This is a genomic window from Giesbergeria sp. (assembly GCF_028686475.1).
Taxonomy (GTDB): domain Bacteria; phylum Pseudomonadota; class Gammaproteobacteria; order Burkholderiales; family Burkholderiaceae_C; genus Simplicispira.
In genome coordinates this window covers 32,748-46,808 of sequence record NZ_JAQUCA010000024.1, presented here as the reverse complement: position 1 = coordinate 46,808, position 14,061 = coordinate 32,748, and the positions used below count along the sequence as shown (strand labels likewise).

Below are 14,061 nucleotides of genomic sequence, written 5' to 3'. Positions count from 1 at the left end.
GGTAAACACGTCAAGCCCTATGCTTTGGATAAGGCTATGGGTGCGCTCAAAATTTGGACTTGGCAAGAACATGATGGTACCGATGGAACCTTGGGAGCCGTGCCATGCGTTTAACCTCTGAATACCATATTCCTACCACTACCCGCTGGATTGCCGGGGGGTTGGCCAGTGTGGTGACTTTAGTGTGTGCTGGTATGGCTGCTATGTCGGCAATGGAGCGTTCTATCAGCCTTGCCGGGGCTGTCATGTTCGTAGCGCTGGCATTGGTCATGGTGGTTGGTAGCCATTTGCTACCCGCATTGGCCCGTGGTAGCCGCATTGGCCAAGGTGTATTTGCCGTCTGCGTACTGGTGACGCTTTACAACCATGCCTATTTCTTTGATAGCGAAAAACGCCACATGGGCCAGCAGCGGCAGGCTGAAGTACCGCCTTCGCCCGAAGTGCTGCGCTATGAGCAAGAGCTAAGCTTGATTGCTGCCCGTGGTCTGCCATTGGTGTCTGCTGACCTGGCAAACGCACAGGTAACAGTTGCAAAGGCGACAGCAGCATTGGAGCGTTGCCAAGCCAAGGAAGGCGCACGTTGCACCTCTGCTGCAGCTGCGCTGGATATTGCCCAAGCTAAGGTCGGTGCGTTGCAAGATGAACGCGCCCAAGCCTTACGTGCTGAAGACTTGCGTTCCAGTCTGTCCACAGCAGTAGCAGCCCATAGCGCCAAAGTAGCCAAAGCCGGTGTCAATGCCGTGGATGCCTCGATTGCACGCTTGCTCGGCATTGACGCCGATACCGTGGCCACCATCACTTCGGTCATGCAGTCCATCGCATTGGAAGTGATGGGTGCTTTGCTCTGGGCCGTAGCTCTGCCCAAAGTTGTCAAAAAACCCAAGGCACAAGAGGTGCGTATCAAGCACTTGGTACCTTATCGCCCACAGGCCCAGCGCACTGTGCAGCAGATTGGTTGGGTGCAGAAAGTGCTGGCTCATAGCCAAGCACGCTCTCGCGACTCGCCAACGCTGGCATAAAGCCCTTCTGCCCAACAAAAAGCCGCCTTTTTTGCCAAGGCGGCGCTGCTGCATGGGCCGCAAAGAAAACAGGTTTGCATAGAAGAATCTCCATTTTTAGAAAACGATGCCCCAAGTTTGGTAAGAAAACCAAAAATTGGGCACTAGGTTTCTTTGGTTGGAACGCCGTAGCAATCCGCTAGGAAATTTAGCGCCGCCTGCCGCAAAACGTTCCATTTTTTGGAAAATTTTATTTGGCCCAAGGGAGTTATACAGCTCGCAAGTGCGGCGCTATCATCAACAGCACTTGATGCCGCTTTTGCGGAAATGTCATAGAGGCCTTCGCGGCTAGATTAGAACTGGGCGCAGCTTTTTTGTTGGGCCACATGCAAACAAGCCCGTCCCTGCTGGCAGGCTGGCGCTTTTTCTTGGGCGCACGAAACCTCCAACCACCACCACTGTCTTTCCAAGTTTGGCCAGCGTAGCAATGCCTTGGTTTTTTTCCTCTGCGGCCACTGAGGGTTTTTTAGTCCCAGTCGATTCTCAACAGACAAACACAGAGTGTCAAAAAAACGACCCACAACTCAAATGGAATCAATAGCTTAACTAAGTTGATTTTCCACAGAGAGGGACACAGATTGAAAAAGAGAGGGGTTTTTATTGTTGATTTGCTGAAATTTTGAGCAATTTCTAGAGTGCTGATGGAGCATATAAAAAGGCCAAAACGAAAGGAAATATCTGCTGGTGTGGCGGCCAGTGCGCGTGGGTTTTGGTGAATTACCACCTTTGGCCCAGCGTAGGTAGATGGTTAAAGACGGGGTTTGCGCTCCGTGGTGGCCCAAGGGCTGCCGAATTAGCGCACGCTGCTCGCGTAGAGCGCCGTTCCGATGCGACTGAGCCTTTGGCGGCGGTATCGGGGGCCACGTTACCGTAAGGGCGTGGGTACGCAAGTCTGGCACGGCTTGCGTACTGCTTTCTTCTTCTTTAAGTACCGTGTCGGGGTGCAAATCCCCAAAGCCTTATCCGGCAAAGGGCAAAAAAAAGCCACCCGCTGGGGGGTGGCTGCTGCATGGAAATACCGGCCAAATTTGGCCGGTCGGTAGTGCAGTTCAAGACAAGGCTTGCTCCCGTCCAGCCTTGCTGCTGTAACAATGCGCTCGGGGCAATGCTGCTCAAACTCGGGCGGCGCAATCCATTCCCCACGCGCTGGTATTGGTGTGCAGCGGCGTTGGCATTCCAGACATTGCGGGTCTAGGCGTGGGCCGCCAGCTAGGTAAATTCCGGCGCAGTGGGCAATGGGTTTTGTGGTGGTTGTTGGCATGTGTTTGGGCGTAAAAAAGCCCGCTTGGGGCGGGCTGGTGGGGGTGTTTTTTAGGTTTGGCTAAGCAGCTTTTGCGTGTAGGATGTTCGTTTAGACGGCGCTGGCATGGTGTTGGCTTGTCGTCTAATCAGCGTTATGCATGAAAAAGGAATTTGCAATGATTAAAGCGCTACCCACGCCAATACAAAACATGCTCAGTACTGGCCTTATATTTATGTACACAGCGAATGTTCAGGGAACCATGGCTGACTTGATCATTGCGAAAAAATATCCTGATCTTAAGAGAAAGTTTGTGGCAACACCAAAAATAGTTCCAAAAGACTATCTGAAAAAAAGATGCAAGTATTGGGAAAAGCAGTTTGGCTCTGTAAAAAATGAGTTTGTAGAGATATTTTCAGAGGAGTTGAGCCCTGAAGAAGTTGGTAGAATTACAAAAATACATCATCTAAGAAACATGATAGCGCATGCTCATGTGTCGCATGGACGTGACTATATGATGTATCGCCCGCACGGAGGAGAAAAGCTAGAACAAAAGCTCATTGAAGATTTGGGTATCCAGCTATCAGATGAAGCTGCTGAGCCTATGCTATTGAAAATCGAGCTTTGGAAAGAAGATGAGTTTCAGGCCGTGAGCAACTTAATATCCAGCATTACAGAAGATACGTTTGTTCGGCTTGCCAATAATTTAGGTGTTCCTATTGGACAAATTAGCTAAATGCATAACAAATCATTGCAGCGGACAAGCCGCTGAATGCGGCGTTAGATGACAAGTCAGGCCCAAGCAATGCTTGCCCAACAGCATCTATTGTTGCGCTCAAATCGTCGTGTAGATAATCAGGCATTCGCTTTTCTTGCGAAAGCCCCCAAGATTCAATTGCTGACAGCAGGCGCACTAGGCGCAGTAATTCTTGTTTGGTCATAGCGTTGTTTGTTGGTTTATGGATTGTTCTAACCCACCGTTGCACGGGACTGTTGCCAGCCCGTGAACTTGGGCGTTAGCCATCGTAGCAACCGCATGGCACATCTTCTGAGCGATGGAAAAGTCCCATCTGCGCCTTGTCTGCGCGGATTAAGTCTGCCCACCTCCAGCTACGCCCAAGTCCAGCTATCACCGTCAGTTCGGCGTTCGACTCAATCGCCAGCGCCCGGTCGATCAGGGGCTGCGGTAGGCTCAAAATTTCATGCACTTTGCTGTTCGGGCAGAAAAAACATGCGCTCTTACCAGGTGTTGGCAGGCCAGCCGCCCGGATAGTGTCAAGGCACTCATCGCGACCCATGTCCCATTCAATGAGCGGATATCGTTTAGCGTAAGGGTCAGCGCTGGCAGCGCCCCGGGCAGCGCGGTGCGGCTCGTCTGCGTCAAAGCCAATACACACAGTCACGTCGTCGCCGAGCGACTGCGACTTGAGCCATTTTGCAAACGGACGGCGCTTGTACTTGTCGCTGCACGATTTGTAGCCAAAAACCACTGAGGGCAGGCGCTTGTTTGTCAAGCACTCCACTTCAAGCGTCCGGTGCATCCCGTCGTTCTGCACACTCACAATCGCCGGGTAGCCACGCGCCACCAGCCACTCGCTGAACATTTTGGTGTAGGAGTAGGTTTCAGGGCGCTCGCCGCCAGTATCAGCAAACAAAATTACCGCGCATGATTCGCCGCGCCGCATCATTTCAATAAGCATAGCGGTGCTATTTACTCCGCCGCCGTAGCTCACAATTTGCATTGTATTTCTTTCATATTTTTTAGGTCTAACCGTTTCATTGCACGGGACGCTTTCGCGCCCGTGAATTCAGGCGTTAGATTTCAAATGCATGCTCAGTATCGAGCCATCGTTTCCCCGCATCAGTAATCTCAACACGGCAGTTGTTGTGAATGTAGGCCAGCTCCACCATCTGACCCTCGAATTCTGGGTTCTCGGCGGGCATTTCGACCACCATTCCAGCAAACTCCCCTTCGTAGCCACGAACCACAGTTCCGCTTGGCGCTTCTCTTAAAAAGCAGCAAAGCCATACTGCACTTACACCGTCTCGTTCTAACGCATCAGCCATTTCAATGCTCCTTGTGTATGTGTTCTAACCCGGCAATGCACGCGGACTGCTACGCAGCCGGTGATTGATGGGCGTTAGCGGTATTTCGCCGGTTCGCGGCCCTCGTTGAATGCAATCACATCTTCAAGCCGCTGCATCGACTCTTTGCTCAAATAGATGCAGTAACCGTCACGGTAGCCAATCCGCGCTTGCAGCTCCTTTAGGTGGCGCACTGGGTCGTAGTCCACGTACATCCTGCCAGTAGCAATGGCCTCGTTTTTTGCGCTCTCGCTCATCTCTTATCCTTGGATTGCTCTAACGTTCCGTTGCACGGGACTGTTGCCAGCCCGTGAACTTGGGCGGTACGCTCAAATCTCCACCACCACATCCCCCGGCTGGCGTTTCCCTCGGCGCACTTCCAAAATCCGCTTAGCAGTCATGCGATGGCAGCGAATCACGCTGCGCTCGTTAAGCCGCCCTAGTGCCTCCGCATAATCAATCAGCACCATGCGTACACAGTGCAGACTGCCTGGTGGTGGCACCTGCTGCTGTGGTGCCAACACCAGCCCGGCCATTGCTGCGATGGCCTCTTTCAGCAAGCCGCTGCCATCGAGCACATCGACCAGTTGCCCTTGGCAGTCCATCCACGGCCCGCACTCCACTAGGGTTTCCATCAGATTCACGGCATCTGAGCACACGCGCCAAGCATCTGCCGGGGGCGATGGCTGCGTCTCCAGTGCGGCCAGCGCTTCCCACATCTGTGTGAGTTGGTGAATGCGGTGCGCTTCTGGTACCGGCGTAGTGGCGCTGGCCTGCATTTCATCAATCAGGGTGTAGGGCATGGCCGAGGCAGCACGGTGGCGGCGCTGGTGGTGCCCCTTGCGCTTAACAACTTTAGCCATGAGAGGCCCTTTCTTTCACTTTGCTGAAATGGTGCCGGTGGCCGGGCAGGTTGCGCCACGGCAGGTGTTGGTCTTTAGCGACAGCTGCTGCCTGCACTGTGTGTCCAGTGGGCAGGGCATCGCCTTGCTTGTCGGGGAATCCAGCCAGCCAAGCGGTGCCGTTCCAAAAATCGAATGGGCAAGGGTGCTGGTAGCGTCCATGAATGAGCGGGTATTGGCGCTCGTACCAACCGATGTGAGCTGGTGGCGCGCTGGCTCTAGTCCATTTGGTACTCATGCTGCATCTCCTTGCTTTTGTGGGCGCTGTGGTTGGCTCTTGGATGGTTCCGGTGCATCCACTTCATCCCGGTCATCAGGCGGTGGGCCGGGGTAGAAAAACTCGGGCAGATCGGCATGGCGCAATGCACGTTTGGCCTGGCTTTGGCGGCTGTGTGCGGTCTTCATAAGTCCACTGCCTCTCTTGGCATCACGTCGCACATCCAAGCGTCGCCCACGCGCTGCACATGGAAGTTGGACTGTGGTGTGTAGCCGCTGCCGATATGCCAAAGCTCCCCGCCAGCAGTAGCGACAAAACGTTGCAGATCGGGCGTGCTCGCATCTAGCGCTACGTTGGAATGCGGTGGCTGTAGCAGTAGATGCGCCCGGCTGGTTAGCAGGAAGTGCCAGTAGGTGCAGCCACGGTACTGTCGCCACCAGTGCATGATTTCTGCCGGGGTGCGTGGCACTTGCAGGTCGATGCCCAACTGCTGGCTTTGCAGGTGCAGCAAAAACGCATCGCTGTCGCAGCGGCACAGTGCTAGTTTTTCTTGCGGCTGCTCGTGCGTCTCTGGGGTAATGAAGGTGTTGAGGGGCACACGCCAGCGCATACAGGCTTGAGCTGCGATGCACATGCGAACTGAGACTGGGCGGTAGCGGTAGCTATGGGACAGCGTGGCCATGACCTTGGCCCGGCTGTCGGCATCGGGGCCACACAGTCCGATGAGGCGGTTGGATGGTGCGGTGGGTAGTAGTGTCGTCAGGGGATCCATGTGGCTCCTTTGGGGCGAAAAAAAGCCCGCACTGGGCGGGCTGTGGTTAAAAGTCCCCGTCTATTTCCGAGGTGCCACCCAGCTTTTAAGCGCGTACTGGGATGCGCTATTCTTGGGTCTTCCATAACACCAAGAGTTTAAAAATGCCATTACAGATCATTCCTGGGCAGGCACAGGTGCCACCAAGACCACCACCGCCACGCCCACCACCTACCGGGAGGTAAACCATGCCGCAGACCAGCCGTGACGACACCCTTTTTAACTTGCGTTATGCCGTGCGCGTGCTGGAGCGCCAATGCACTTTGTGGCGGCGCACAGGTGCTGCTCTCAAATTTGTGTCAGTAATAAGCGGTACCGGGGCTGTGTCGGCGGTGATGGCTGCACAACAAAGTTGGGCCATCAGTGCAGGCATTGTGTTTGCCGCTTTGCAGGCTTTGGATGTGGTGCTAGACCCATCTTCTAAGGTATCGATTGCATCGAGTTTGCGCCGGGAATATGCCCGGTTGCTGGCGCGCCAAAGTCAATATGACGATGCCGCGCTGCACAATGTCTATCAAACCATCGTGGCAGAAGATGATGTGTTGGTCGCTAAAAACATGCGCCATGCGGCCTACAACGATGTAATCAACGAGCAAGGTCGAGACCCTGATGGCAAGGGCCAACTGCCCGCTGGAGTGCTGGGCTGGCTCAGTGATTAAAGCGAGAGAGCCTGTTTACTCAGGCAATGGCCTGAAGTAGCCTTTAATGCAGGCTTGTGGGTTACGCACCGCAATTTGGATGTGGCTTTTCTTGTCAAACCCCGCGCCGGGGTACAGCTCGCCACCTTCCCAGAATGCACCGCGTACCGAGTCGTAAGGGGACTCGTTGACTTTTGACCGTAGTGTGTGCAGGGTGTCTATCACCGCAGCATCTAAAAATCGTGCGCCACGATCTTTCCCTTGATTTTCTGGAAAGACGGGGTGCTTCTTGTTTGGGATGTATGTGGCATGAAAGAAGTCGTAGGCTTCTTTCAACTCATCCAGACCGGCACGCTCCAGTAGGTCTAGGCACAAGCCCAAATCAATTACAGCACCAATCACAAACGGTTTTTTAATGCGCCCTTTGCTCAAGTGAGGCTTCTTGCTGGCCTCAGTAGCAAATTCCATCGCACGCTGTGGGTCGTTTTCCCAGAAGTAAACACCACCGCCTAGCCAGTCGTAATCATTTGTGCTCGGTGCTAGGTGCGTCTGTTTTCCACGCAACACAGCCTCGCCCACCGCTTGATCGCAGCCGTGGAATCCAAGCACCAGACCAGAGCGCCGCTGGTACAGGTCGGTCGCCCATGAAGAATTTTCAACCACCATAGCGTTCAGACAGCTTGCCGTCGGCAGTCAGGATGCCTGCGTCTTGGTAGAACTCATTGGCCAACTTAGGGTTGGCAATTAGCCTTTGTTTAAGCTCCTCCACCGCCTTTTTCCCTGCTGGCGAAGCGAGTGAGTAGGAGGGTGCTACGTAGTAGTTGATTTGCTGTTTCTGGCGCGATTTCGGGGTCTTTTTGCGCTCGACTGTTGCGTGCATGATGTGTGCTCCTGTGCTAGGTATCAGTTCAGGTTACCAGAACTCAGACATTGCCGTATTAACGTTTTCTACCGCCGCCACCGCTGCTGCGCCCATAATTGCCACTGCTACGCATGTATGGCTGAACGTAGGTGCCGTTGCTGCGGTAGTGACCTTTCACGTAGGTGTGGCCCCCACCTGTACTACCTCCAATATAGGTATTGGATGCTGTAGGCCCAATGTCGTAACTGCTACGGTGAGAGCTGCCTCTGGTATAGCTACCCCCACTGCTGTAGTTTTGGCCCGAGTTCGTACCAAGGTTGCTGGCAGCGTAACCGCTGAATCCATTTGTTTCTGTAGCAGTGTTCGTGTTGTTGTTGCAAGAAGAAAAGTCTGATAACCCAATCATCATCGTGCTGCCTGCCCCATATTTTTGAGGCACAGTTTCGCTGATGCGCTTGCTTAGGTCTACCGGAGGATCGGCTGCTTGGTCGATAATTTTGCCTGTACTGTCGCGTACCGTGTAGCAAGTGACATCCTGCGCTTGGGCCGGTAGGGCGGTGATTGCAGCTATGGCCAGTAGCGTTGATAGAGCAAGACGGTTTGGACGGATTTTCATGATTTTTCCTGCTCCCCGCATTCTTGGGTGTAGGCCGTCCGCACGCTGGCATCTGCCATATCAACAACCGCCATCGCTAACTCGGTAGAAATTTTCGAGAAAAGCCAAAAGATACCAAACACGGCAGCGCCGATAAAAGTGCCCAGCAGTACAGCTTTGCCCGAGAAGAAACTCGACATGAGCGCCCCAATGGCGATGATGACGCACATGATGATGCAGAAAATCGTTACCACCTTATGCACTGCATTTACCCACCAGCGCGTGGTGGGGTATAGGCTTTCTTGGCGTAGCTGCTCTACAAATTGCTCTCTGCTGGTATGGCTTGCCTTTACAGTGGCAGCCCGCTTACTAGTGGCCAACAGCCCAGCCGGTAGTTCTGGTATGGGGGCTGGTGCAGGTGCCGCCTTGGGGCGTAAACCAGCATTGGCATGGGCAGCTTCCACTTTGGCATAAATGGCTCCGCAGTGTGTACAAGCATCCAATGGGTTTCCGGTGGTATGGCCAACTTTCCCGCATTTGAGGCAGGTCTTTTCCATGAGCGATCTCCGTTGCTGATTAGACAGCGTCCGGTTCTATCACATTCGCCATCTGCACTTAGGTGAGTACCCTCTGGATTGGATGGGGCACCATTCCGACAACGAAGGAGTTCAAAAGCAGCGCGGCCAAGACGCTGGGCCAGACGGCGCTCGCCTGAGTGCAGAAAAATGCTTCTGCGCGCTACCAGCCCGGTAGCGGCAGAAGAGAACTATTAACCCTGCTCGTGCGCTGGCTTAGTTTCGGCAGCAGCTTGCGAACTTGCTTTCTGCACAGCACTTTTCTCCGCGTAACGGACAAGCTCACTTTTGCAGCCGTTGTAGGCTTTCGCTACGCCGACACCTACGTCCCAGCTCCCGTTGGTTCGGTCTAGTGGAACCCGAAGTGCCGCAATCAGCGGCAGTAAAAATTTGAACATCTAACTCTCCATACCGCCTCAGTGGCGTGGTTTTTGTTGCCCGCCGTTCCGGGGCGGGTGGCCGGTGTGGTTGGGGGGCGATGCCTCCCAAAATTTGGTCGAAAAAAAGCCCGCTGGTGTAGCGGGCTGTGTTAGAAGTGAGAGTGGGTGAAACGCTTCACTCTTTAGTTTTCAGATTTTTATAAATATGACGTTAAAGGAAATTACGTGCGTACACTAAAAATAAAATACCTAGAAGACAATAGGAATATTAGCGAGAAAATAATGCATGGCTTTGTTCCGCACGATGAATTAAAATGTTCGGCACTTACTCAGTGTGGTATGTTCATGAATTCTCTATTATATGAGAATATTTTGGATGCTATCGATTTGGAAACAGGAGAAATGATTTCTGTCCGTGAGTTATGTGGCGCACCACCTTTGCCAAAACCAATTAAAACCATATTGCAGCGTCAAGATAGGCCAAAAGGAAAGCGCCGCAGTGGTCAGCAGAAGGTGAGTAAAAGTACACGACAAGAAGATAGTAATTTATTTTATCATAAATATAGAAATGACCTGATTTTTAATCATTTCCGCAACAAATTAATTGATTTGTTTGATGGGCGTTGTTATGCCTGCGACCATCCTTATGGTCTGCAAATGGATCATCACGTACCTTTCGCTAAAGGTGGACGCAAAGAACCAGGAAATATCGTGATGCTTTGTTATAAATGCAATGCGAAAAAATTGGATTATTTGCCTGAGGAATTTTATTCGTCATCCGAACTTATCTACCTGCAGTCGTTATTAAATAAAGAACATGAAATATTGAGTTTCGATTTTGATGAAGAAAGATGGGGGAATGATCGAATCGCCTATTTGCAAGATATAGGAATAAGTCCAATCTTGCTAGATGAGGTAAAAACAAACGATTATCATGAATGGAATATTTTAGTAAAGCCGGAACGAAATATTTCCATAACCATAAGCGTTGATACAAGTCAATTGCTCCATCGAAATCTCTAGCTTATCTGTTTAACTTAGAGCCCTTTCGGCGAGCGAGTCAAATCAAGAGAAAGCATTGGCCCTTCTACGCAAGACGCTGGGCCTACCCCACAGTTTTAGTGGAGGCCCTGCGCTGGGAAAGACTGCCACCAAAACGCCCTATCTCTAGGGCTTGGTCTGCCGCTACCAGCCCGGTAGCGGCAGAAGAGGGCTAATTGTTAAAGAGCGAGATGGAACCACGGGCGTGCAACGCCCTCCCCAGCGCTCCAGCGCTGCCGGTTGACCATCTGGCCGGTGCAATTAGTTTACCGGAAGGTAAGCTAAAAATTTACCTATTGGTAAGTTATTTGCACAAAAAAAACCGCCAAGTGGCGGCTTTAACGGACGTGGGGAACCGCCGCAGCGATGGCAGCCTCCACACCATCAGCAAGCGCTTTACTGCGCCGCCTCTGTTTTTTGGCCCATGCTCTCGCGAACGCAGTCGAGTAGATTTCGCAGGCAGGCTTCGGCATGGGTGCGCTGGCTTTCGGTCAGCTTGGCCCACTCCAGGCGGCTAATGCCTACGAATGGCCAAGCATTCCCGCCGGAGAGCGATTGAGCTCCGTAAGCGGGTGATTCTCCCCGCACACATGGCCGACTATCGCTCATGCCATCGACTACCAACATGTAGCTGCTGCTGATATTTGCCGTCTGCGACATCTCGAGCGTTGTACCGATTGGCAAATCCAGCCACCCGCAAGGCAGCTCAAAAGCTTCCTCTACTTTTGCCCGAAATTCTTCGCCCATTTGCCTGTTACCAGACGACAGTCTGGACAGATAGCTGGCCTCACAGCCGATGCGCTCGGCAGCCTTTCTCTTTGCCCCACGATCCCCGTGGTAGGTCATGGCAATCAATTCGTCCAGCCGTTGGCGGCGGTGTTCCTTGATGTCTTTCATATTTCCTCCGAGAGGTGTAAAGAACGGATTGTTTCTATTTATTACCTTTGGGTAAATGCCCAAAAGGTAATCTTTGTGTTTATGATGCTTACCATCTGGTAAACTTTTCGGATGCACATCCTGACTGCTTACCTGAACTCCCTCGACACGCGAGAGCAACAAGACTTCGCTCGGCGGTGCAACACGTCGGTTGGATATCTGAGAAAAGCGGTGTGCAACGGGCAGCGACTGGGAGAAATCCTTTGTTTGCACATCGATACCCACTCTAGTGGGAAGGTGAGCTGCGAGTCCCTGCGGCCAGACATTGACTGGAGCTTGCTCCTGAACTGGGCCAAGCGACGGCTGGAAAAGCAGGTTTGATTTTTGATTGAAGTGAGGTGTTTTCATGCGACCAAGTATCTCGATCACCACCCCTGAGAGCTATATAGCCGGAGTGGATCAAACAGATGGTGATGGCGGCTGGCCCAGTGTGGACGAGACTGTCCACCGCATGGTTCATGAGTTCCCCGGTGGGTTAGCAGCTATCGCTGAAGCAATGGGGATATCCAAAGGGGTGCTGGCCCACAAAGTGAACCCAAATAACAGCCAGTACCACCTCACGATGTGGGAGTGCATCAAGCTGCAAAAAATCACCCGCGATGTGTCTTTGCTGCAAGCCATTGCTGCCGAACTGGGCTATGTCGCCATCCCCTGCGCTCGCCGCCCGGATGTGCTGACCCCCTATGAAGCACTTACCAATCTGGCTGCTGAGTTCTCCAACCTGATGAAAGCGCTGGCAGACCCCATTCACCGGGCAACGGCTGACGGCTCTGGCCCACTCGAATCAGTGAGCATCAGCGAAGAGAACCGGGTGAATTTCATGGCCGCTGGGCTGATTGAAGCCATCGGTGATGCCCAAGCCTCGATGCGCGCCCTGCGCCGCGAAACGCCAAAGGCTGGGGGGAAGTGATGATTCCGCCAACCTACCAACCAGCATCGGTGCGCTGTGCTACCAGTCGCTGTCCCAAGACTGGCGATATCGCGATTGGACTTGGCTTGCCCGATGGAACGGTGGCGCGTTACCGCCTAGCGACAAGCGACGCGGTGTTTCTCCAGCAGAGTCTGGCGCTTTATCTGGGCAGGCCGTATGCCTGCCAGCCTTCCAATGCTTCCGATAGCCTTAGCCATGTTGGCTCTCCGCACGATGGCCAGAACGTGAGTCCATTGGAAAGATCGTGCGCTGCGCCTGCTGGGGATGCCGTGTTGCCCGAGTCAAACAGACAAACTACGCCGGATATTCTGGCTGCACTGGTGGCGCGGTGGATGGAATTGGCCGGTTCACACATCACGTTTCCGATAGATTTGGCAGACGTGGTTGCAATGAGTGACACCAGCAAGGCTGGCTTGTTGGCTGGCGCACTGGAATTGCGCAGCCTGTTAAGTAAGCTGCCGCAAGGCCGGAAAGCCTTGGGCAATCTCGGCTTTGAGCCAGTCCTTGAGCACATCGAAGGTGAATGACATGCCAGGCCCTAGCACCTTGGTCTTGGCCATGCTCCAAGTTGATTCACTACGTACTGCATCAGCAAATTCACATCCAGCCCATGTAAGTCGAAACACCACAGCAAACCTAGCAGGAGCCTTGCTATTTGGTGGTGACAAGCTGGCGTGGACAAGCCCAGCTTCTGCCATCCATTGCGCGTGCATTGCAAAGGTGTGGTCATCAATTCCGTCAAGACTTTGCAGCGCTTGGCTATGGTTTAACTCTGCTGTTGCTAGTGCGATCTGTCGAATGACATCCATGTCACGGTGCATGGCCTGGCCCTTTCGTTCGGTGGTTGTGGCAACTCCCATTCTAGGAAGGTGTCCAGCACCGCCAGCCCAGAACAGGGGCCAAGCTGTTGCAGCTGCGGAGGTGTGTCATGTCGCCTAAGTCTCGCAAGGCCATGTCCAAGCGCCGCAGAAAAATCAAATTTCAGTCTCTTACGGCGTTTGCTGTCACCCGCAACGCCAGCGGTGAGCCTGAAGCCCTGACCGTTTTTTCTGGTCGCCGTGCGCTTACCCGTGCTCTCACCCCGCAAATAGCCTCAATGCTGGTGGCTGCACTTAGCCCTGAAGGCCAATGACCATGCCAAACCAAACTGCGCCTGTAGCCACTGCCACGGATATCCAAGCGGATGACCACGAAACACCAAAGGCTGGTGGGCAAGAGTTGATGGCCACGTTGCGCTTAGTGCCAGTTCGTGCCCTTGTCATTGACGAGATTAGCGCCTTTCCCCGCGTTCCAAATTTGGCCGATCCAAAGCTGGGGCAATTACTGCCCCTACAAGAGGTTGACTACCAAGATGCGATAGACCAACTTGCTACCGAGCACGAGCAGCGCCGTCGGGCCTTGTCAAACCAAACTGCGCCTGTAGCCACTGCCGGGGATATCCAGGCTGCCGGTGCTTCGACCCTTGTACTGGTCGTTGATGCAGCCGAATGCTTGGCGGACATTGAGCTACTTACCCAAGCGGCTAATAGTTCGCTGCAAGTCCGTCATCACCTTTTCAACTTGTGCCAGTGCGGTCTTGAGTTGTCTAGCCTCAACTTGGAAGTTGTTCCCACAGCTAACGCATCTGATTGTGGGATTCGTTTTCAGCTTCCCCACGCTTTCCGACAGCTTGCGCTTGCACTGAGGGCAGGGGAATTCGATGCGCTGTGAATCCAGCAAATTTTTCATGGGCACCCCTCTCGTTGGGCGGTTTGAAGTGAGAAGCACATTGTTCAACGTCTGCGGATGCC

General features: G+C 53.3%; 22 protein-coding genes. 8 read left to right on the top strand and 14 right to left on the bottom strand.

Annotated elements, in window-relative coordinates; genetic code table 11:
• Positions 1 to 104 precede the first annotated feature (104 nt).
• From PHX60_RS13605 to PHX60_RS13595, 3 genes are all read left to right on the top strand, one after another.
• A complete protein-coding gene (locus PHX60_RS13605) occupies positions 105 to 1,019 on the top strand; it encodes a hypothetical protein (RefSeq protein ID WP_300078720.1) in 915 nt (304 codons plus the stop codon).
• 866 nt (positions 1,020 to 1,885) lie between these two features.
• Positions 1,886 to 2,101: a hypothetical protein gene (locus tag PHX60_RS13600; RefSeq protein ID WP_300078718.1), complete on the top strand. Its 216-nt coding sequence runs from the start codon at positions 1,886 to 1,888 to the stop codon at positions 2,099 to 2,101.
• Between the two features lie 357 nt (positions 2,102 to 2,458).
• Positions 2,459 to 3,034: a hypothetical protein gene (locus PHX60_RS13595; RefSeq protein ID WP_300078716.1), complete on the top strand. Its 576-nt coding sequence runs from the start codon at positions 2,459 to 2,461 to the stop codon at positions 3,032 to 3,034.
• Here the strand turns inward: PHX60_RS13595 and PHX60_RS13590 are convergent.
• The 8 genes from PHX60_RS13590 to PHX60_RS13555 form a co-directional block, all read right to left on the bottom strand.
• Positions 3,027 to 3,239, bottom strand: coding sequence for a hypothetical protein (locus tag PHX60_RS13590; RefSeq protein ID WP_300078714.1), 213 nt, complete (start codon positions 3,237 to 3,239; stop codon positions 3,027 to 3,029). The genes PHX60_RS13595 and PHX60_RS13590 overlap by 8 nt on opposite strands.
• Before the next feature lie 75 nt (positions 3,240 to 3,314).
• On the bottom strand, positions 3,315 to 3,998 hold the full coding sequence (locus PHX60_RS13585; protein WP_366144393.1) for a phosphoadenosine phosphosulfate reductase: 684 nt from the start codon (positions 3,996 to 3,998) through the stop codon (positions 3,315 to 3,317).
• 115 nt (positions 3,999 to 4,113) lie between these two features.
• On the bottom strand, positions 4,114 to 4,365 hold the full coding sequence (locus tag PHX60_RS13580; RefSeq protein WP_300078710.1) for a hypothetical protein: 252 nt from the start codon (positions 4,363 to 4,365) through the stop codon (positions 4,114 to 4,116).
• A 74-nt stretch (positions 4,366 to 4,439) separates the two neighbouring features.
• Positions 4,440 to 4,640, bottom strand: coding sequence for a hypothetical protein (locus PHX60_RS13575; RefSeq protein ID WP_300078707.1), 201 nt, complete (start codon positions 4,638 to 4,640; stop codon positions 4,440 to 4,442).
• Positions 4,641 to 4,712: 72 nt separating this feature from the next.
• On the bottom strand, positions 4,713 to 5,246 hold the full coding sequence (locus tag PHX60_RS13570) for a hypothetical protein (protein WP_300078705.1): 534 nt from the start codon (positions 5,244 to 5,246) through the stop codon (positions 4,713 to 4,715).
• Positions 5,239 to 5,523, bottom strand: coding sequence for a hypothetical protein (locus tag PHX60_RS13565; RefSeq protein ID WP_300078703.1), 285 nt, complete (start codon positions 5,521 to 5,523; stop codon positions 5,239 to 5,241). The genes PHX60_RS13570 and PHX60_RS13565 overlap by 8 nt, the downstream gene beginning before the upstream one ends.
• Positions 5,520 to 5,690, bottom strand: coding sequence for a hypothetical protein (locus PHX60_RS13560; RefSeq protein ID WP_300078701.1), 171 nt, complete (start codon positions 5,688 to 5,690; stop codon positions 5,520 to 5,522). Before PHX60_RS13560 ends, PHX60_RS13565 begins: the two co-directional genes overlap by 4 nt.
• A complete protein-coding gene (locus PHX60_RS13555; RefSeq protein ID WP_300078699.1) occupies positions 5,687 to 6,274 on the bottom strand; it encodes a hypothetical protein in 588 nt (195 codons plus the stop codon). The genes PHX60_RS13560 and PHX60_RS13555 overlap by 4 nt, the downstream gene beginning before the upstream one ends.
• 227 nt (positions 6,275 to 6,501) lie before the next feature.
• Between PHX60_RS13555 and PHX60_RS13550 the strand changes: the two genes are divergently transcribed.
• Entirely contained in the window at positions 6,502 to 6,972 is a 471-nt protein-coding gene (locus PHX60_RS13550) for a hypothetical protein (RefSeq protein WP_300078697.1), read from the top strand.
• A 15-nt stretch (positions 6,973 to 6,987) separates the two neighbouring features.
• Here the strand turns inward: PHX60_RS13550 and PHX60_RS13545 are convergent, their stop codons facing one another.
• The 4 genes from PHX60_RS13545 to PHX60_RS13530 all read right to left on the bottom strand — a co-directional run bounded on the left by PHX60_RS13545 (position 6,988) and on the right by PHX60_RS13530 (position 8,911).
• A complete protein-coding gene (locus tag PHX60_RS13545) occupies positions 6,988 to 7,419 on the bottom strand; it encodes a hypothetical protein (protein ID WP_300078694.1) in 432 nt (143 codons plus the stop codon).
• A 187-nt stretch (positions 7,420 to 7,606) separates the two neighbouring features.
• Positions 7,607 to 7,831 (bottom strand): hypothetical protein, encoded by a 225-nt coding sequence (locus PHX60_RS13540; protein ID WP_300078692.1) that lies wholly within the window; start codon positions 7,829 to 7,831, stop codon positions 7,607 to 7,609.
• 58 nt (positions 7,832 to 7,889) lie between these two features.
• Positions 7,890 to 8,429: a hypothetical protein gene (locus PHX60_RS13535; RefSeq protein ID WP_300078690.1), complete on the bottom strand. Its 540-nt coding sequence runs from the start codon at positions 8,427 to 8,429 to the stop codon at positions 7,890 to 7,892.
• Positions 8,426 to 8,911, bottom strand: coding sequence for a hypothetical protein (locus PHX60_RS13530; RefSeq protein ID WP_300078688.1), 486 nt, complete (start codon positions 8,909 to 8,911; stop codon positions 8,426 to 8,428). Before PHX60_RS13530 ends, PHX60_RS13535 begins: the two co-directional genes overlap by 4 nt.
• A gap of 677 nt (positions 8,912 to 9,588) precedes the next feature.
• On the opposite strand from PHX60_RS13530, the gene PHX60_RS13525 reads away from it, so the two are divergent.
• The gene (locus PHX60_RS13525) at positions 9,589 to 10,386 is read left to right on the top strand and encodes an HNH endonuclease (protein ID WP_300078686.1); all 798 of its coding nucleotides are present in this window, start codon (positions 9,589 to 9,591) and stop codon (positions 10,384 to 10,386) included.
• Between the two features lie 414 nt (positions 10,387 to 10,800).
• Here the strand turns inward: PHX60_RS13525 and PHX60_RS16045 are convergent, their stop codons facing one another.
• A complete protein-coding gene (locus PHX60_RS16045) occupies positions 10,801 to 11,688 on the bottom strand; it encodes a hypothetical protein (RefSeq protein ID WP_366144392.1) in 888 nt (295 codons plus the stop codon).
• A gap of 46 nt (positions 11,689 to 11,734) precedes the next feature.
• Between PHX60_RS16045 and PHX60_RS13510 the strand changes: the two genes are divergently transcribed.
• Complete coding sequence (locus PHX60_RS13510) at positions 11,735 to 12,250, top strand: phage regulatory CII family protein (RefSeq protein ID WP_300078679.1); 516 nt, start codon at positions 11,735 to 11,737, stop codon at positions 12,248 to 12,250.
• A 467-nt stretch (positions 12,251 to 12,717) separates the two neighbouring features.
• Here PHX60_RS13510 and PHX60_RS13505 read toward each other — a convergent pair whose 3' ends face one another.
• Positions 12,718 to 13,092 carry a DUF2513 domain-containing protein gene (locus PHX60_RS13505; protein ID WP_300078677.1) on the bottom strand — a complete coding sequence of 125 codons (375 nt, stop codon included), beginning with the start codon at positions 13,090 to 13,092 and terminating at the stop codon, positions 12,718 to 12,720.
• A 131-nt stretch (positions 13,093 to 13,223) separates the two neighbouring features.
• On the opposite strand from PHX60_RS13505, the gene PHX60_RS13500 reads away from it, so the two are divergent.
• Both PHX60_RS13500 and PHX60_RS13495 read left to right on the top strand, forming a co-directional pair.
• A complete protein-coding gene (locus tag PHX60_RS13500; RefSeq protein WP_300078675.1) occupies positions 13,224 to 13,403 on the top strand; it encodes a hypothetical protein in 180 nt (59 codons plus the stop codon).
• Positions 13,404 to 13,405: 2 nt separating this feature from the next.
• Positions 13,406 to 13,981 carry a hypothetical protein gene (locus PHX60_RS13495; protein WP_300078673.1) on the top strand — a complete coding sequence of 192 codons (576 nt, stop codon included), beginning with the start codon at positions 13,406 to 13,408 and terminating at the stop codon, positions 13,979 to 13,981.
• Positions 13,982 to 14,061: the final 80 nt, after the last annotated feature.